General features: G+C 56.8%; 16 protein-coding genes and 1 tRNA gene. 9 read left to right on the top strand and 8 right to left on the bottom strand.

Annotated elements, in window-relative coordinates; all coding sequences use genetic code 11:
* Positions 1-87 precede the first annotated feature (87 nt).
* Positions 88-603: a hypothetical protein gene (locus HY298_08445; GenBank protein ID MBI3850302.1), complete on the top strand. Its 516-nt coding sequence runs from the start codon at positions 88-90 to the stop codon at positions 601-603.
* Between the two features lie 20 nt (positions 604-623).
* Here HY298_08445 and HY298_08440 read toward each other — a convergent pair whose 3' ends face one another.
* Positions 624-1595, bottom strand: coding sequence for a hypothetical protein (locus HY298_08440; GenBank protein MBI3850301.1), 972 nt, complete (start codon positions 1593-1595; stop codon positions 624-626).
* A gap of 105 nt (positions 1596-1700) precedes the next feature.
* Between HY298_08440 and HY298_08435 the strand changes: the two genes are divergently transcribed.
* The 4 genes from HY298_08435 to HY298_08420 all read left to right on the top strand — a co-directional run bounded on the left by HY298_08435 (position 1701) and on the right by HY298_08420 (position 6889).
* Entirely contained in the window at positions 1701-1955 is a 255-nt protein-coding gene (locus HY298_08435; protein MBI3850300.1) for a helix-turn-helix transcriptional regulator, read from the top strand.
* A 121-nt stretch (positions 1956-2076) separates the two neighbouring features.
* A complete protein-coding gene (locus HY298_08430; GenBank protein ID MBI3850299.1) occupies positions 2077-2829 on the top strand; it encodes a type II secretion system protein in 753 nt (250 codons plus the stop codon).
* Positions 2830-3049: 220 nt separating this feature from the next.
* Positions 3050-5074, top strand: coding sequence for a hypothetical protein (locus HY298_08425; protein MBI3850298.1), 2025 nt, complete (start codon positions 3050-3052; stop codon positions 5072-5074).
* Positions 5075-5215: 141 nt separating this feature from the next.
* On the top strand, positions 5216-6889 hold the full coding sequence (locus HY298_08420) for a DUF4962 domain-containing protein (GenBank protein MBI3850297.1): 1674 nt from the start codon (positions 5216-5218) through the stop codon (positions 6887-6889).
* A gap of 4 nt (positions 6890-6893) precedes the next feature.
* On the opposite strand, the gene HY298_08415 is transcribed toward HY298_08420, so the two are convergent.
* Positions 6894-7415 carry an O-acetyl-ADP-ribose deacetylase gene (locus HY298_08415; GenBank protein ID MBI3850296.1) on the bottom strand — a complete coding sequence of 174 codons (522 nt, stop codon included), beginning with the start codon at positions 7413-7415 and terminating at the stop codon, positions 6894-6896.
* Positions 7416-7551: 136 nt separating this feature from the next.
* Here HY298_08415 and HY298_08410 point away from each other — a divergent pair, with 136 nt between their 5' ends.
* Positions 7552-8160, top strand: a complete 609-nt coding sequence (locus HY298_08410) for a GNAT family N-acetyltransferase (GenBank protein MBI3850295.1) — start codon at positions 7552-7554, stop codon at positions 8158-8160.
* A gap of 15 nt (positions 8161-8175) precedes the next feature.
* Here HY298_08410 and HY298_08405 read toward each other — a convergent pair whose 3' ends face one another.
* Positions 8176-8970 (bottom strand): hypothetical protein, encoded by a 795-nt coding sequence (locus HY298_08405; protein ID MBI3850294.1) that lies wholly within the window; start codon positions 8968-8970, stop codon positions 8176-8178.
* Between the two features lie 130 nt (positions 8971-9100).
* Positions 9101-9925 (bottom strand): hypothetical protein, encoded by an 825-nt coding sequence (locus HY298_08400; GenBank protein MBI3850293.1) that lies wholly within the window; start codon positions 9923-9925, stop codon positions 9101-9103.
* 212 nt (positions 9926-10137) lie between these two features.
* Between HY298_08400 and HY298_08395 the strand changes: the two genes are divergently transcribed.
* The 3 genes from HY298_08395 to iolG all read left to right on the top strand — a co-directional run bounded on the left by HY298_08395 (position 10138) and on the right by iolG (position 12608).
* Positions 10138-10228 (top strand) — tRNA-Ser (locus HY298_08395).
* A 427-nt stretch (positions 10229-10655) separates the two neighbouring features.
* Positions 10656-11579 carry a TIM barrel protein gene (locus tag HY298_08390; GenBank protein ID MBI3850292.1) on the top strand — a complete coding sequence of 308 codons (924 nt, stop codon included), beginning with the start codon at positions 10656-10658 and terminating at the stop codon, positions 11577-11579.
* 15 nt (positions 11580-11594) lie between these two features.
* Positions 11595-12608 carry an inositol 2-dehydrogenase gene (iolG, locus tag HY298_08385; GenBank protein ID MBI3850291.1) on the top strand — a complete coding sequence of 338 codons (1014 nt, stop codon included), beginning with the start codon at positions 11595-11597 and terminating at the stop codon, positions 12606-12608.
* A gap of 28 nt (positions 12609-12636) precedes the next feature.
* Here the strand turns inward: iolG and HY298_08380 are convergent, their stop codons facing one another.
* Genes HY298_08380 through HY298_08365 form a run of 4 tightly spaced genes read right to left on the bottom strand, consistent with a single transcriptional unit; the run spans position 12637 to position 17605 of the window.
* The gene (locus tag HY298_08380; GenBank protein MBI3850290.1) at positions 12637-13107 is read right to left on the bottom strand and encodes a response regulator; all 471 of its coding nucleotides are present in this window, start codon (positions 13105-13107) and stop codon (positions 12637-12639) included.
* Positions 13107-14972 carry a PAS domain-containing protein gene (locus HY298_08375; GenBank protein ID MBI3850289.1) on the bottom strand — a complete coding sequence of 622 codons (1866 nt, stop codon included), beginning with the start codon at positions 14970-14972 and terminating at the stop codon, positions 13107-13109. Before HY298_08375 ends, HY298_08380 begins: the two co-directional genes overlap by 1 nt.
* A complete protein-coding gene (locus tag HY298_08370; protein MBI3850288.1) occupies positions 14973-15653 on the bottom strand; it encodes a YfiR family protein in 681 nt (226 codons plus the stop codon).
* Positions 15641-17605 carry a TonB-dependent receptor gene (locus HY298_08365; GenBank protein ID MBI3850287.1) on the bottom strand — a complete coding sequence of 655 codons (1965 nt, stop codon included), beginning with the start codon at positions 17603-17605 and terminating at the stop codon, positions 15641-15643. The genes HY298_08370 and HY298_08365 overlap by 13 nt, the downstream gene beginning before the upstream one ends.
* Positions 17606-17686 lie beyond the last annotated feature (81 nt).

The raw sequence follows: 17686 nt of genomic DNA, 5'->3' as shown, positions 1-17686 counted from the left end.
GAAGACGCTTCCCTTTGAATTCGCGGCTCGCCACATACCAAGGTGCGAATGAATCGGGGCATGGCGCAAGGCCATACTAGTGCTAAAATGAAATCCAAACGTTCACGCAACCGTTCACACGACCGTCGAACGTTTCTCGCCGCCGGGCTGCTCGGGCTTGCAGGTGGACTTCCGTCAATCGCCAACGCAGCCGGCGACGCCAAGCCGAGGACTGCTTCCTCTCCCGCAATGAAGATCAAAGGTCTGAATCCGCCCGATGCTCCCGCAGCTGATGTGGGTTACACGCCGGGCATCCTTGCCGAAGGCCAGCGTCTGGTGTTCATCTCCGGGCAAGGCCCGCGCGATTACAACGCCGACATGGAGACGCAGTTCCGCCAGACGTTCGAGCGCATCAAGGTGATCGTCGAACAGGCCGGTGGCTCGATGGCGAACATTGTGATCCTGCGCGCTTACTTCACGCACTTCAGCCGTGACCTGCCGGTCTATCGCAAAGTGCGCAAGGAATATCTCGTGAAGCCTTATCCCGCCTCGACCGCCGTGGGCGTGACGGAACTTGCGCCACCGGGCAACCAAATCGAAATCGAGGCGGTGGCTGTTTTATAGGGACAAACCAAACATGGCTTTCACGGTCCAACTTCCTTAATTCGGAAGAATCGCTGGCCGTTCGAAACGTCCACATCCTGATACATAACGGAATTAGTAGCCGTGAACGGTGAGCCGTAGTTTGTCCAAGTAATCAAATTACTGGAGGATTCAAGCTGATTCGTTTTGCCCAGTGCAACAAACATACTTAACCGGATCGTCTTTACCGCAACAGTCAGAAACGGAATGGGATTTACCTCGTAATTATAGAGCTGCTGCACTTCTTGATCGGAGAGCGTCCGATTGTAGATTCGGATGTCGTCCAAACTTCCTTTGAAAAAAGACCCCCCTCCACCTACCTGATGATATCCTCCGAACCCGCCCTCTTCGTTCCCATAAAGCGACGAGGTCAACGCCTGACCGTTTGAAGGTCTGACTGGACTCTGTGAACTCTGGTTGCCCACTGCGGCCAAAATACCGTTTGTGTATAAGAATGGTATTCGATTCGAGTAAACCAACGTCACCATTGTCCAATTTGGAAAATAGCCGTCCAACTGCATTACCTTGGGGTTGTAATTATGAGTATGTTCCCACACGCCTATTTGATTAGTGCCTGCCGATATTCCCGCGCCAACGCTAGAGTCGCCCCAAGTTGCGGCACCGTGAGCAGGGAAAATGATGCAAGGCCCGAACTCATTTGTCCGATGTACCTCGCTGGCTCTGAACCATATAGTCATCGTGAAATTATTTGTGACATCGTTGATAGGAGAGGAGGAACGAAGCCAGTCATTCGTGCCATCGAAGGCATAAGCCCTCCCTGATACACCAAAACGGTCAGAAGTTAGTGTCGCATCCCCGTAAATGATTTCGTTTCTCCCAAATCCACTCTCATCATTCACGTTCCCGTTGAACGGATAATATGCCACCAGCCCGTTGGTGAACTGATCTTGGGCTTGGAGTGAAACGGCGGCTAGAGAGCACGCCGCTAGAATAGCGAGGTATTTAGGGTTCATGGTTTCTTTGGCTCTTGGTTTGTTTTAATCAAAACCGTTTTTTGAATCCTAGTCAATACAAATGTCTTATGCTTGTTTTCATTTCTGCGGGGCATTTTTCACGGGATGCGGCGCGTCCCTTTGGAATTGTCTGATGCCTTTTCTCAGGTCGTTAAAGGACACCGAGAGACACGAGGTCTCAGCCGTGCGGCCTTGGCAGAAAAATCGGGACTCCACCAAACGTATATCGGTCTTTTGGAACGCGGAGAGCGAAGCCCGAATTTAGATACGGCAAAAGCTATTGCCAAAGGTTTGGAAGTTTCCCTTGCTCAATTGATAAAGGAAGCCGAAGGGATTCAGAACGCTAAACGAGAGGGATAATCAAATTGCTAATCGGACTTCATTCGCCACCCGTTTTTGTCCGAGGTTTTCTTCTTTTTCCAACAGCCCGATTTGAGTCATTGACCGACCAGCAACTTGATGCTGAAGTTCAGCCGGTTTCATGAACGACCAACTTTGCATCACGAACGGAACCGGTAGGCGCGGTTTCACGCTGATTGAACTGTTGGTGGTCATTGCCATCATCGCGATTCTGGCCGGGCTGTTGTTGCCCGCGCTCTCGAAGGCAAAGATCAAAGGTCAACAGACAAGCTGCCTCAATAATTTGAAGCAACTCCAGGTCTGCTACATCATGTATGCGGACGACAACCGTGACGTGCTGCCGATGAACCACGCCGTGCCCACGGCCAGCCTGGCGGACTCGTGGGTCGTGGGCGATGCGAAGCGCGACACCACGACCACGAACATCGAACAAGGAGTGCTTTTTAAATACAACCGTTCGGTCGCCATCTACCGTTGCCCCGGTGATCGCTCCCTGACGCTCCCGCCGAAAAGCGTTCCTCGCACCCGCAGTTACGCGATTGATTACGCGCTGAGTGGCGACGGTGCGCGGTTGGTCAAGTCGACCCAGATCATCGCCCCGCCGCCGACCGTCAAGTCCGTCTTTTGGGATGAGCAGGAGGACAGCATCGACAACGGCGGTTTTGGAATCGCGCCGCGTCGCGACCCCAGTTGGTGGAATCTGCCGGCCAGCCGCCACAACAAATCCTGTGTGCTCTCGTTCATGGACGGACACGCTGAGAACTGGCGCTGGCGAGGGACGAGCGTTCTCAAGTTTCTCTCGTATGGTCAATCCGCCCCGCGAAACGATCCTGATCTCAGCCGCGTTCAGGACACCACGCCGTTCGATTTCTGATTGCTGAATTTCTTTATTTGACGAATCCAGTCTCGCCATCACCGCGACGCGTTGGTAAGAATTCGCTCATGACTCAGATCGCAGCGGCGTATTTTCGCAATCAGCCGCTCGTCCTTGCCATGAATCAACGCCAGGAGCGCGGCCAGCCATGTCCGCGCGAACCCCATCCTCGAAACTCGCGGACAAGGCTGTCCGCGCTCCTGTCCGGAGGCCAGCCATCATGAAACCACCATCATTTCGCGCCTCGTCTGTTCTTCTGGTTTTGTTGTCGCTGTCCATCGGCTGGGGCATCCGGGGCAATTACGGTCACGAAGCCGGCGCCATGATCCCCGGGGCCTTGGCTGCCATCGCTGCGGCGCTGATGTCGGGACGCGAGGATTGGCGGCGGCGTGTTCCTTATTTCGCGTTCTTCGGCGCGCTGGGTTGGGGCTTCGGCGGTTCAATCGCCTACATGGTTCCCGTTTCCTACACCTTCTCCGGCCATTTGCCGACGCAGGTGTACGGTTTCTTCGCGACGTTCCTGGAGGCGTTTCTTTGGGCGGGAATCGGCGGGGCGGCCACGGCTTACGCAGCGGTCGAGGAGGGCGAAAAGCTCACGGCCATTTTCCGTCCGATGCTTTGGGTCTTTGGAATCTGGGCGGTGCAATATGTCATTCAAGATACGCCCTTTGACTTTCAAGACCGGTTGTTCGCGGCGTTCGGCGCTGATCGCTCCGATTTTCGCCAGCGTGATCCACTTTACTGGCTGGACAGCGAATGGCTGGAAGCGGTCCTTGCCTTGATTGCCCTGTGCGCGTTCGATTTGTGGGATCGACGTTTCAGCAAACTCCCGCAATTGTTGTTGTGCCTGCTCGGCGGCGCGGCTGTGGGCTGGGGAATTCAACAGTTGCTCGCGGCAACGGGTTGGCAAGCCACCGTCGTAGGCGCGCTCGTTCACCCGCAAGGCGATGTGACGATGCTTGATTCCGCGACCGGTGCTCCGAAATTTTTGGCCGAGGACATGATCACCAACTGGCCGGTGGTGTTTTACAAACTCAGCGCGCATCTGGGCTGGCTGTTCGGCGCGATTGGCGGCGGCGCGATTTATTTCTGGCGCTACGGCGCATGGCGATCCGGCTCCGCGCTGCTCGTTCGCATGGCGTTGTGGAGCTTCATCGTGTTCCTTGTCGGACCGGTGTTGTTGTCCAATTTGCCGCTGTTCCAAGACGTCGGCGGATTCCGGCTCGCGCCGCCACGCGGCGACAGTTGGGCGAACATTCTCGGATGTTACATCGGGCTGGTTCTCCACTTCCGCAAGACCGGCCAGAAGCCGGTGGTATTCGCCGCACTGCTTTCGGGAGCACTCGGTGGACTGGCGTTGGCGACTGCCCAAATCGTCAAGCTTCTCTGCATCTCACCCGGCAATCCCGTGCTGACCAACAACGCCGCGGTCATTGAATTCTGGAAGCACTGGCGCGGCGCCAACTGGCACAGCATCGCGCTCGAACAATTTGCGGGTTTCCTCTACGGCCTCGCCATCGTCATTCCGCTCGGCATTCTCGCCTCGCGGCTGCCCGTCCGGCGCGACGAACCGCGCGTGCGTCCGTGGACAGAAATCTTCGCGGTGGTGTTCATCTTCAACATTCTTGCCTACATCAACATCGTCAAAAACGTCCGGGACTGGACGGAAGTGCGCACGGTCGGGCAAGGCGTGTTCCATTCGGTGGCGGAATTTCTCCGTGCACCGCTCATCGGCAACATCACTTTCTCGGCCTGGAGCTGGTTCACGTTGATGTGGCTGGCGTTCACAGCCTGCACCGTGTGGGTGTTGGTGCGACATCGCAAGCAGCCGGTCGCGTTGCTGCCGACGACCTGGCTCGGCAAAGGGCAACTCCTCTACCTGATGTTTCTTTGGCTGATCGTCATCGCCAACTTCACCAAGGCTGTGGTGGCTTTTCACGAGAGCCGCATCGCGACCGAAGGCATGGTCATGGTCAACGCCCTCATCTGTACCGTGCTGATTCTCGGCTTCGCGCGCCAGCAGGATGAAACGCCGGAAATCCGCCCGGCCAATTTCGGGCTGCTCACCCGTAAGTCGGCGGCGCTGGTTTGCATTTCGCTGCTGGCAACCATGACGATTTACACGGCGGGCATCCGCGCGCTTTACGGCAACAAGTGGATTGGCTGGGGCGGAAACAATGTGCGCTTCGGGGACAACGCCGACTGGCGCGTGAAGCCGATTTTGAAATCCGGCAAACACAGATAGCCGTTAACTGTATGAACTTTGTAGCAACTGACGTGAGAAGCCTCATTCAAAAGGACGAAGGTAGGATGATGCATGAAGAAGCAAGTTAGAGCCTCCTTACGTCGGCTGCTACGTTCCGTTGGTTGCGGATTGCCGGCAATCTTGTCTTTGCTGGCCGCGGCTTTCCACGTTGACGCGGCTACGAATTTGAGTCACCCGCGGCTTTATTTTACCGCGAACGATTTGCCGGCATTGCGCGCGGACAGATTCCACGGCGAACGAAAGTTCATCTGGCGCAACCTCGCCCAGTCTGCCGATTGGTGTCTGACCCAAACGCCGCGTGCCGACTGGATCGCACCGGTCACGCCCGATCCGCGCTACGAAAATCTTTACGATCGCTTTTACGCCATCATGGGTGACCTGGCGATCACCGAACATCTGGCGTTCGCGTATGCGTTCAGCGGCAACGAGAAATACGGCAACGCGGCGCGCCAGTGGGTGCTGGCCAGTTGTCGCGCGTGGTCACACGAGGCCGACGACAAACCGGACGGCGGCAAAGCTTACGCCGTCGCGCGTCTATTGAAAGGCGTCGCCGTTGGCTACGACATCGTCTATGACCGTTTCACGGATGCCGAGCGTAAGGAAATCCGGGAAACTCTCACCCGCATCGCGCAAAAATATTTCACTGATTATTTCAGCACACCCACGATTGCCGGGCCGGGCTTTCACACGCATCACGCCATCGTGGAATGGGGATCATTCGGGGTCACGGCGCTGGCGCTGCTGGATGAAACGCCAGAAGCCAAAATCTGGCTCGATGTGACGACCAAAAAGTTCGAGGAACACCTGTTGCCCACCGGTCTTGCCGACGACGGCGCACAGTCCGAAGGCGGAACATTCTGGGCATCCACGATGCATTACCGCTTGTTTTTCATAGACGCCTTGCGCCGTGTCACTGGGCGCGACCTATTCCAAGGATTTGCCAAGAGCATGAACGCGGATCTGGCTTTGGCGTCCGTTGCCACGGAAAAGAATCCCGGTTACGATGAATACAATAGCAACGTGGTCCTGGAACCGTCCTACGGCCAGCTTGATTATTACGCGCCGGTGCTGCTGGCGCTCGCGCGGGAATATCGCCGGCCAATTTACCAACGTCTCGCGCTTTGGGATCATTCGCTTGGCCACATTCAACACACGCGTTACGTCACGCCGCATGGCGAGAAACTTTTATTCGAGTTGGGCGGTTACGCGTATCTCTGGTACGACCCGAAGGTGACGGCCAAAGCGAACGAGAAAAAACTTTCCTATCGCTTTCCATCGGTGGACGAGGCGTATCTGCGCGCGTCATGGAAGCCGGGCGATTTGCTGGTCGGTGTCCGCAAAGGCGAACTCGTTGTGCACGCCGGCGGGCAGCCAGTTCTGATCGAACCCGGTGTTACTTCTACGAGCCAAACCAACATCACCATCCAAAGTCTGGAAGACAACGGTAACGTCGCCGTCGTCCACTGTGGCAGCTCAAATGAGATGACGCTCACCGTCGAACTGAATCGCCGCGAGCGTCGCCTCATGATCCGGCGACGTAGTGCTGGTGATTGGTCCTGGTGGTGTCAGGGAAATCCCAAGCGCGACGGCAATGCGTTACACTGGGGAAAGCAGGTCACGCTCACGGCGAAGTCTGGCGAGATTGCAGCGTTTGATCAAATCGGTTATGTGCTGAAGCTCTCGGTGGGCAACGGATTGCTGCCGCTGTCGGATCCAGCCGGCCAAAAATATCCGCTCGTCACCGTTCACCCGCCTGCGACCGGCGGCACAGTCATTGAAGTGAAATTGCAATGACTCCTCAGCGCGGCGCAGAAGCCGCCAAGGCGTTCGAGTAACATTGGCAGGCGACGTCGCCGAAGCAAACGAAGACAACTTTCTCAACGGTCGAATTCTGCTCCAGAAAGTTTTTGACCTCCCGCACGGCGATGGCGGTCGCACGTTCCAACGGGAAACGATACGCGCCGGTGCTGATGGACGGAAAAGCGATGGTGCGAATGCTGTGCTGAATGGCCAAGGCCAGGCAACTCCGATAACAACTGGCGAGCAATTCGTCTTCGCCGCGCCCCCCATCGCGCCACACCGGACCGATGGTGTGAATGACCCAGCGCGCGGCCAGCTTGTATCCCTTGGTGATCTTCGCCGAGCCGGTGGCGCAACCATTCAACAAGCGACATTCCTCCAACAACTCCGACCCCGCGGCCCGATGAATGGCGCCGTCCACACCGCCGCCACCCAACAACGACGTGTTCGCCGCATTCACAATCGCGTCCACGTCTTGTTTCGTGATGTCGCCTTCGACGATTGAGATTCTCTCCAGCATGATCCTTCTCATAGCTCAAGTCTTGCGCACTGTCACTCCCATCGTTGAGACTGAAACCTGTTTGGTGAAAGACATTAGAGTTGTCAAAAAGAGACCGCGTGTTTACACCGAATCGGCAAGTCATGTGGCACAAGCTATGACAGCGAACACTCCGAGCCAATTGCACGTCAAAATCCATCCGTTGACTCCCGAGCGGTGGCGCGACTTTGAAGCTCTCTTCGGAAAGAGCGGCGCGTGCGCTGGTTGTTGGTGTATGTGGTGGCGGTTGCCGCGAGCACAATGGACAAAGCAGAAGGGCGCAGGAAATAAGACGGCGATTCGAGCAATCGTCAAGGCTGGTGAGTTTCCCGGGTTACTTGCGTTTGTCGGCGACCAGCCGGTTGGCTGGTGCGCCCTCGCGCCGCGCGTAGTTTATCCGCGGCTGGCAACCTCGCGAACGTTGAAGCCAATCGATGACGAACCGGTCTGGTCGATCACCTGCTTTTTCGTCGCGCGACCTTACCGGCGACGTGGCGTAACGGTGCAGTTGCTGAAAGCGGCGGTTGATTTTGCCAGGCGGAACGGCGCCAAACTTGTCGAGGGCTATCCCGTCGAGCCGAAAAAAGTTCAGCCCGACGTGTTTGTTTATACCGGACTGGCCTCGGCCTTTCGCAAGGCGGGGTTCAAAGAAGTTGTGCGGCGTTCGCCCTCGCGTCCCATCATGCGCTGCGTTTTGAGTACGGTTGGCACGCAGCGCCCACAGTGACATTGCGACTTTTGGTCAGGGCACGCGCAGTCGATAAAATCGTTGAGGATCGGGCGGATTTGTGTTGGTGACGGCCTTGATTGTGCCATCGCCGCCGACGTTGGCCAGCTTCTGCCAACCAGTGCTCGCGATGGCGGTGTTGAATTCAACGGCATAATTTGGCCCGGCCGCTCCGTTGGTGCCTCTGGCCGTGGCGAAAGAGAGGACGAAAGCGTTTCCAGTCTGGGTGAGGGATTGCAGCCTAACAGGCACGATTGAGTTCGAAACGTTTTCGAAATTCTTGGGTGAGTTCGTGATGGAAAAAATCATGCTCGCGCCAGAACGCACCAAGGAAGCCACTCCATTCGTCGGCAAGTTCGTGTAAACAACAATGTCAACATCGCCATAGTTGATTGTTCCGCCCTCCAGTAAAAGAAAGTTATCAGGAACGAAATAATCAGGCGTGACACCAGCGGGCACAGACGCCGAATTGGTGGTGCCAATCAAAAACGTCTTGTTGAGCGTGCTGCCCAATAAATCGTTCGGGAAGGTATAACTATTTGTGCGTTGCGCGTTGTAGCAGGTGATGGTAATGCCCGAGAGTGAACCCTCGATGGTGGCCGACGAATTATTCGTCAACTCGATGAACTGAACCGTCCCATCCGCACTTGAATACACCTCGCTGATGTCCCAGAGGTGAAACGTTGCATACGCCGCATCGGTCTCGAATAAGATCACCAGAGACATGCCGGCCAACAAGACCAGCTTGGATATTAATCTCGCGTGTCGGGCTTGAGCATGAAGCGTCGCGATGCTGGATTGAGGGCGCATGGCGTTCATATTTCTCGCCGACTAGATTGAATCCTTAATTCCTTCACAACTTGGAATTCTGTCCTGGTAAACTGAATGCAACTGACGGAACGAAGCTCGCGGTGTGCGGCAACCAGTCTCGACTCATGGGCTACGGCACCCGTAGTCGATAAATTCGTTGCGGGTCCGGCGGATTCGAATCGGTCACTGTTTTCGCCGTTCCATCGCCACCGACACTTGTCAGCGTCAGCCAATTCGTGCCAGTGATGGTGTTGTTGAACTCCACATCATAATTCGGCCCGGCGGTTCCGTTTGGACCCGTGGCTGTGGCGAAAGTAAGGTTGAAATCATTTCCACTGCGGCTGATGGATTTCATTTTCACTGGCACAATGGAATTGGATTCGTCATTGAAATTCTTGGGCGTATTGGTGGTCGATAGAACCATGCTGCCACCCGAACGAACGAGCGAAGCGTCGCCATCCGTGGGAAGGTTACTGTAAGAGATGAAGTCGTAATTAATACCAAACCCCACAAAGCTCACATTGCCACTGCTGGGCAAAATGAAGTTGGGCGGAATGGTGTAGTCGGGCGTCAGACCGCCGGGAATTGAACTCAGGTTGGCCGTACCGATGATAAGTGTCTTGTTAGCGGTATTCCCGACCAGATCGTGGTCAAAGAAGTATTCATTGGTCGCCAGCGGACTGGTTACCCGAATGCTGGCTCCGTACGTATTAAGTCCATTTTCACCGCCAAAGCCGCCCGACGTTTCCCGCAATTCAATAAATTGAACACTGCCGTCGCCGCTTGAATAAATCTCATTCACATTCCACAAGTGAAAACTGGCCTGGGCCTGACCCAACAGCAACAAAAAAGCCAGGCAGGTCAATGCGGCGTCGCGACTCAGAGTTCCGAAAGTTTTCACCCAGCGTCCGCCAAGCGCCACAGCGTGGCGAAAAAATTGAGGTAAGGTGTCCATAGGTCTTGATGTTGGTTTAGGTTAACAGTGGTAGTTCATTAATCGGAGAATCAACCGTATTTTTTCTTGTTCGTTCCAGATTTGAGAGGAGCATTTCGACATCTTTGAGAGTCGGCAGGGCGAACTTTGTTCCCGGATTTTCCCGGTCGCGGTTGAATCCGAAAAGCATTGCGATTCTGTCCCTGCTCCTTCACATTACGATCGGTTCAGGTGGAGAGATGGCTGAGTGGTTTAAAGCGCACGCCTGGAAAGCGTGAGTGGGCTAAAACCCCACCGGGGGTTCGAATCCCCCTCTCTCCGCCAACCTCAATTCCATTCAATTTTTCCAAGGGTTTTATTAGCTTCTGCGTTCCTCGATCAGCCTCGTTTCAGAATCCTATTCAACATAGAAAGGGACTCCACCCCATCACGACCCAACGAAAAGAAAACCATGATTGACTAGAACGTTTCGCAAGAATATTTCGCGAAGTCTCGTCTGCTGTCCGTCTCCAAACCTGGAAACCGTAAACGAAAGACCGCGCTCGGAACGCGGCCGAGCGAGGGCGCGTAAGACGATGCAGGACAGCGAAGCCACGGGGCAACACCTTCGTTGAATACTTGGAATCCGCCAAGGTGAAATTGACAGCCGGCGCTCCTCTCTGCCACGCTCCAAAGAAATGACGATGCCCTGCCGGCGGAGAGAAAGTGGTTCTGGGTGACTGTATCGCGCTGCACGTTCCATCTGCCAAGCATGACGACAAAAAAATCAACCGTCATCCCAGTCGCCAACGCACCCTGTTCCTGGGGCGTGCTCGAATTCGATTTGCCGGGCGCCGCGCTCGGCTTCGCCCAGGTTCTGGATGAAATCCACGAAACCGGTTACGCCGGCACCGAGTTGGGGGATTGGGGTTTCATGCCGACCGAGCCGGTGGCACTGAAGCGCGAGTTGAATGTGAGGGGACTGGCGTTGCTCGGCGCGTTTGTGCCCGTGGCGTTCGCGGAGGAATCCGCCCACGCGGACGGAGCAGCGCGCGCCGTCAAAACCGCGCGCTTGATGGCCGATGCCGTGGGCACACTTCCGTTTATTGTCCTCGCTGACGACAACGGCAAGGACGCGACGCGCACCAAACTTGCCGGCCGCATCAAGCCGCAACACAGCCTGTCGCCGGCGAAATGGGACACATTCAGCCGGGGCGTGAACCGCGTCGCTGAAGCGGTGCGGCGCCAGACCGGATTGCGCAGCGTGTTCCATCATCACTGCGCCGGTTTTGTCGAGACGCCGTGGGAGATCGAGCAACTGATGAAATCGACCGACCCGAAACTCGTCGGGCTTTGTTTCGACACGGGACACTATCGATTCGGCGGCGGTGGCGACCCGCTTCTGGCTTACCGGCAGTTCAAGGACCGCATCTGGCACGTGCACTTCAAGGATTGCAGTCCCCAGACGCATGAACAGGCGCGCAAAAATGAGTGGAATTATTTTGAATCGCTCAAGCACGGCATCTTTTGCGAACTCGGCAAAGGCGACGTCGACTTCAAGACCTTTGCTGCTGAATTGCAGAGGGAGAAGTATCCGGGCTGGATCGTCGTCGAACAAGACGTGTTGCCCGGCATGGGTGCGCCCAAGGAATTCGCGCGGCGCAACCGCGAGTTTCTGCGAAGCTGCAATCTCTAAAACAATTCTGTGTCCATCAAGACCATCAACGTCGGACTCATCGGCGCGGGAAGAATCGGCAAACTCCACGCGGAGAACCTCGCCACGCGTATCCCCGGTGCGCGCCTGGCCGGAGTGGCGGATGTCAATCTCGCGGCGGCCCAGACGGTGGCCAGCCAGTTCCACGTTCAGCTTGTCACCGTCGATTACCGCCAATTGCTCGAGTCGCCCGACATCGAAGCCATCGCGATTTGTTCGGCGACCGACACTCATGCCCAAATCATTCAAGAGGCCGCCGCGCGCGGGAAGCACATCTTTTGCGAAAAGCCCATCGACCTTGATTTGAAGCGCATCCAACAAGCGCTCAATGCGGTCAGCAAAACCAGAGTCAAATTCCAAATTGGTTTCAACCGCCGCTTCGACCCCAGTTTTGCCAGGGCGCGCGAGCTGGTTGCCGCCGGCAAGATTGGCACACCGCATCTGGTGCGCATCACCAGTCGTGATCCCGCGCCGCCGCCGATTTCGTATGTGAAAGTCTCCGGAGGCATCTTTCTCGATATGACGATTCACGACTTCGACATGGTGCGCTTTCTGAGCGGCAGCGAGATTGAGGAACTTTTTGCAGTGGGCGACGCTTTGGTGGATCCGGAAATCGGTCGCGCGGGCGACATCGACACTTGCATCGTGACGATGCGCTTGAAAAAGGGCGCTTTGGCGACGATCGATAACAGTCGCAAAGCCGTTTATGGGTACGACCAACGTGTAGAGGTTTTCGGCTCGGCGGGAATGGTGGCAGTCTCGAACCGCACGCCTGACAATCACTTACTTCTCGACGCAGAGAGCGTAACCTCGGCCAAGCCGCAATACTTTTTCCTGGAGCGATACCAGGAAGCCTTTGTCGCCGAGCTGCATCAATTTGTGAATTGTATTCGCAGCGATACCGCCCCTTCGGTCAGCGCCGAGGATGGACGCATGGCCGTCGTGTTGGGTCTGGCTGCGAACAAATCTTTGCAGGAAAACCGACCGGTGAAGGTGAGTGAAGTCGGCTAGCTGGCGGGAAGCGATTTGCGCGAGGTGATCAGCCGTTGTTGAGCGCCGCGAACGCGCCGGGCGGCGGGAACTGGTTGACGACCAGCCAATAGAAACCCAGGTCTTTGATCAGTTTTTGAAACTGGTCGAAATTCACCGGCTTTTGAATGTAGCTGTTCACGCCCAGTTGATAGCCTTCCACCATGTCCCTTTGCTGCGTGGAGGAAGTCATCACCACGATGGGAACGGATTTGGTGCGGCGATCGGCTTTGACTTCGCGCAGCACATCCAGCCCGTCCACCTTGGGCAGTTTGAGATCGAGCAATACCAGTTTGGGCGGCGTGTCGAAGCTGCGGTCGCTGTAGGCTCCGCGGCAAAAAAAGAAGTCCAGCGCCTCCTCGCCGTCGCGCACCACGTGGAGTTTGTTGGCGAGATTGTTCCGCTGGAACGCGATCATCGCCAGTTCCACGTCGTCGGGATTGTCTTCGACCAACAGGATTTCAACTTCGTCGTGTTTCATCATTGAACTTGCAGGGGCAGACGGTTCCCCGTGGCTTCATCTGCCGCTGCCTGCAAAGTGAAATAGAAAGTGGCGCCTTTGTCCAGTTCTGCTTCCGGCCAGACGCGCCCGCCGTGTTTGCGGATGATGCGGTCCACCGTGGCCAGCCCCACGCCCGTCCCCTCAAAATCCTCCGGGCGATGCAGCCGCTGGAAGACACCAAATATTTTATCGACATACTTCATGCTGAAGCCGACACCGTTGTCGCGGACGAAAATGGCGGTTTGACCATTGGCCGTCGTCTGCCCGATCTGGATGACGGCCTTCTCACGGGGCCGGGTGTATTTGACGGCGTTGGAAAGGAGGTTGGCGAAGACTTGTTTGATGAGTCCGGGGTCGCATTCCACGTAGGGAAGCTGGCCGATCTGCCATTCGATCTGGCGATGGCGCGTCTCCGGTTTTAATTCCGCCACGACTTCTTCAACAATGGTGTTCAATCCTGTCACAGTCCGGTTGAGTTCCTGCCTGCCGACGCGCGCCAGGTTGAGCAGATCATCCACCAGCAATCCCATGTTCTGGACGCCGTGCCGGATGCGGCCCAAATATTTCTGGGCCTCGGCCGGCAACTGAGGCGCAAACACATCCTGCACCACCTGCGAATAGGCATCGACGTGCCGCAGCGGCGCCCGCAGATCATGGGCGACCGAGTAGGTGAATGCTTCCAACTCCTTGTTGGTGGCCGCCAGTTCCGCGGTGCGCTCCTGGACGCGCTGTTCGAGTTCGGCATTCAACCGGCGAATCTCCTCCTCCGCCCGGCGCCGTTGGGTCACGTCCAGGCTCACGCCAGCCATGCGCACCGCCTGGCCCTGATCATCGTAAAATGCTTTGCCGCGCGCGGCGATGTCATGAACGGTGGCGTCCGGCCAGAGGACCCGGAACTCCAGGTTAAACTCCCGTTTCTGGTCCACCGCCAGCGCGATCGCGCGATTGACCTGTTCCCGGTTGTCTGGGTGAACGTGTTTCAGAAATCCTTCGTAGGTGCCGTCGAATTCGTTCCGGCGGAGACCGAACTGAGGATACATGTATTCGTCCCAACTCAGCTTCTTCGTGATCATGTTCCAGTCCCAGGTGCCGGTTTGCGCCGCTTCGAGCGCCAGGCGCAGTCGCTCGGCGCCTTCGCGCAGGGAAGCGTCGCGCTCGTGAATCAAACTGAGCATGTTGTTGAACGAATCGGTCAATTGGCCCAACTCATCGCGCCCATATTTTTTGGCCCGTACGGAATAGTCCTTGCGGTCCGACACGGTTTTGGCGGTGCTGGCCAGTTCCAGAATCGGTTCGGAAATGCCTTTCTGCAACGCGGTCGAAAGGGCGAAGGCAATCAGAAATGAACTGGCCATCACCAGCACCACAATGCCGCCGTAAAGCCGCATTAAACCATGCAACTCCTCCAGATTCGAGTTGAGATAAAGCGTCCCCAAGCGCTCACCCTCCTTCAGCACGGGCTCAAAAAAAATCAGGCTGCCTTCCCGGAAGCGCGGGCCGTCAGGCCCGGGGCGCGGTGGGAACGACTCGTCGGGTTGCCCGGCCGGAAACTTGGCGAAAAGCATTCCGTTCGGACGATAAAGCGCCGCCGCCACGATGTGCGGCTCGACCTTCAGCGCGGCCAGCGTTTCTCGCGCAAGCTTTGGGTCATCAAAAGTGATCGCGCCAGTGCTGTTCGCCGCAATCACCTGCGCCAGCGTCGCCAGATTTCGCTTCATTGCCTTGCGAAACGTGATCAGCTCATAAGTGGCAAACGCCGCGCAGGTCAACAGCAAGACAATGGTGCTGGTCAACATGATGACCGCGGTCAACTTCCGCTTGATGGGCACGTCCCGAAACGTCATTTACTCGTCCTTTTTCTCTTGGATCAACTCCGCCGCGACGCCCTGCAACTGCGCGCTGATGGTCAGCTTTTCCCCGGTCGCAATGACCATGTTGAGCTTGAACCGAACTTTCCTTTCTTTCATCACAAAACCGACAATGCCGCCGCGTTCAGCGAAGCGGTTGCTCTCGCCCACCGTCAAAATGTGCCGGCCCTTCAAGCCGGCCAGGATGTTGTCGAGCTTTCCCGACTCAGACTGGCTGATGAAAAGGATATGACACACTTTATTCTTTTCCGCAGCCAGCCGGATTATCTCTTCCACGCGACCAAAGCGTTCAACGTGCAGTTCACGGCCATGAACCTTTTCGTTTTTCACGACTTCATCGAGACGTTTTCCGAATGGATCGTTGCCCAGCACGCCGATCGTAATCGGGGTATTCGCACCTGGAAACGCCTCGGGCGGCCAATCGACAAACAGAGCAAATCGGTACAAATATTCCGCCTTCACGTCATACTCGGCAATCTGACTCTGCGTTGACAGCCCCACCATGCTCCAGAGGCAGAGCAGCACCGCGCGGAGAATCCTCGCGCGTCGCCCCGCAAGGTCCGTTGCCAGCGCAGCCGCAACCCGGGCGCACACCGGCGCCGCGGACGCGGACTTCAAACACGAATCGGCGCTACCCTCCCATGCTAATAACGCCATGTGACCTTTCCGAAAACGCCGCGTTCCATCTCGTGGCGCGAGGTGGGAAACCCAAATTCCGGATGCTGACGATCCAGAAGATTTTGGCCGACGACCGACAACTCCAGGTTTTTGGTCGGCATCCAGCTCAACCGGACATCCAGTTCAACGTAACCCGGCACGGTGCCTCTCACCCCATTGGCGATGTTGTGCAGCAGATCGACATAGCGTAGCGCGCCGTCCAGCATCAAGTTCCCCGGCAAGTCCATCGACGAGCGCACGGAAAACTGGTTCTCGGGATCGCTGCCCTCGCCGCGCGCCTGGTTGAAGTCCATGCTGCCCGGTTTCAGCCGGATGTGTTTCTGCAAGTAGGTGTAGCCGGCCTGCCAGCGCCACCAACTCGTCAATTGATACCTGGCCGCCAGTTCGGCGCCATACGCCTCTCCGGTCAGGCCGTTGGCGATTGTAAACGGCGGCCCAGGCTCCAAACTCCGCAATTTGTCATAGTCATTGTAAAACGCGGCAATCGATGCCGACAGCCGCTCGAAAGGTTGAACGCGATAGCCCAGTTCATAAGCCAGCAACTCTTCGGAAACAAATTTCGGTCCGCCGGCGAAGGCAAATGGCGGATTGCCGGGCACGAAAAAATCCTGATCAATCCGCGACGGTGTCCGCGCCGCCCGCGAAACGGCGGCCCAGAGGGTTTGTCGCTGCGTCACCGTCCACGAAAGCCGTGCGCTGGGCTGAAATTCAAACCCGCTGAAATCGTTGTGCTCAAATTTCGATCCCAGCGTCAGCCGCAAACGATCAGGCACGAGCGTGATTTCGTCCTGGAGAAAGCCGCTGAACAGTTGGAATGAGAGGTGGGCCGGGAGAAACGCCAGATTGGCCGTGTTCCCCACGCGATCCTCGGCGAGCCGGTAACCCAGTCCCCAGACGATGTCCTGTCGTTCACCCAGGGGAAAGCGATGTTGCAGATCCAAGTCATACGTGTCCAAGTCCTCGGCGAAGGTGTCGGGAATCCGCCGGTGCGTCCGGTCGTAATACAATTGAACCTTCAGTTCGCTCTCCTCCGAAAACGTGTGCGACCAGCGACCGAGCAGATTGCCGCCGCCAATGCGAATGTCTCCCTTGGCAATTTGATTGATGGCGGCACCGTAACCATCACCTTGCAAGGTCAGTTGATTTATCTCCGTCGGATACCAATCCACTCGAAAACCGCCCTGCCCCATCTGCCAGTTGTCTTGGCCGTCCGCGCCGTGCGGGAGCGGAGTTTCATCCCGATTAAAATATTTGGTGTAAACCCGGTAGTACGCGTTCGTGCCCAGTTGACCGCCATAACGCAAACCCCCGAAGGCTCGTTCCTCAGTGCCGCCGCCGCCATAGAGCAACAAGCCCTGCGTCTCCCGGGCGCTTTTGGTCAGAATGTTGATCACCCCATTGACGGCGTTGGCGCCCCAGACCGTGGCCCCCGGCCCGCTGATGACTTCAATCCGGTCAATGTCCTCCAACAGCGTGTCCTGCGCGTCCCAAAACACTCCCGAAAACAGTGGCGTATAAACCGTGCGGCCATCCATCAGCACCAGAAACTTGTTGGCCGTCGTGCTGTTGAACCCGCGCGCGCTGATCGCCCATTGACGCGAATCGACCTGTGCCACTTCCAGATTGGGCGCCAGCCGCAAGGCCTCCGGCAAACTGGTGGCCCCGGAACGGTGGATGTCCTCCTGGGTGATGACTGTGATGGCCGACGCCGCCTCTGATAATTTCTCCACCTTGCGCGAGACCGACGTCACTTCGAGGTTGGCGAGATCGGAAAGTGATAATTTTTTCAAATCAACACGGTTTGTCTCGTCAGCGACAAGCGTCGTTAGCCCCGCGCACCCCAATATCAGAATCGCCAAACGCAAACGCCATTGCTTGTGCCGGCCGCCTTGCTGGCTGACCGACGAGGGATGTGGGACACAGGATTTCATGGTTCGGTTGGCGGTCAACCCGCGGTTGAATTTAGCGGATCATGGCGTCCGTGCGAAGAGTGGCTGCCGTCCTTCCAGGCA

The sequence above is a fragment of the Verrucomicrobiota bacterium genome (assembly GCA_016200005.1).
Classification (GTDB): Bacteria; Verrucomicrobiota; Verrucomicrobiia; order Limisphaerales; family PALSA-1396; genus PALSA-1396.
The sequence above is the reverse complement of the archived record's forward strand: the minus strand, read 5'-3'. Positions and strand labels throughout refer to the sequence as shown.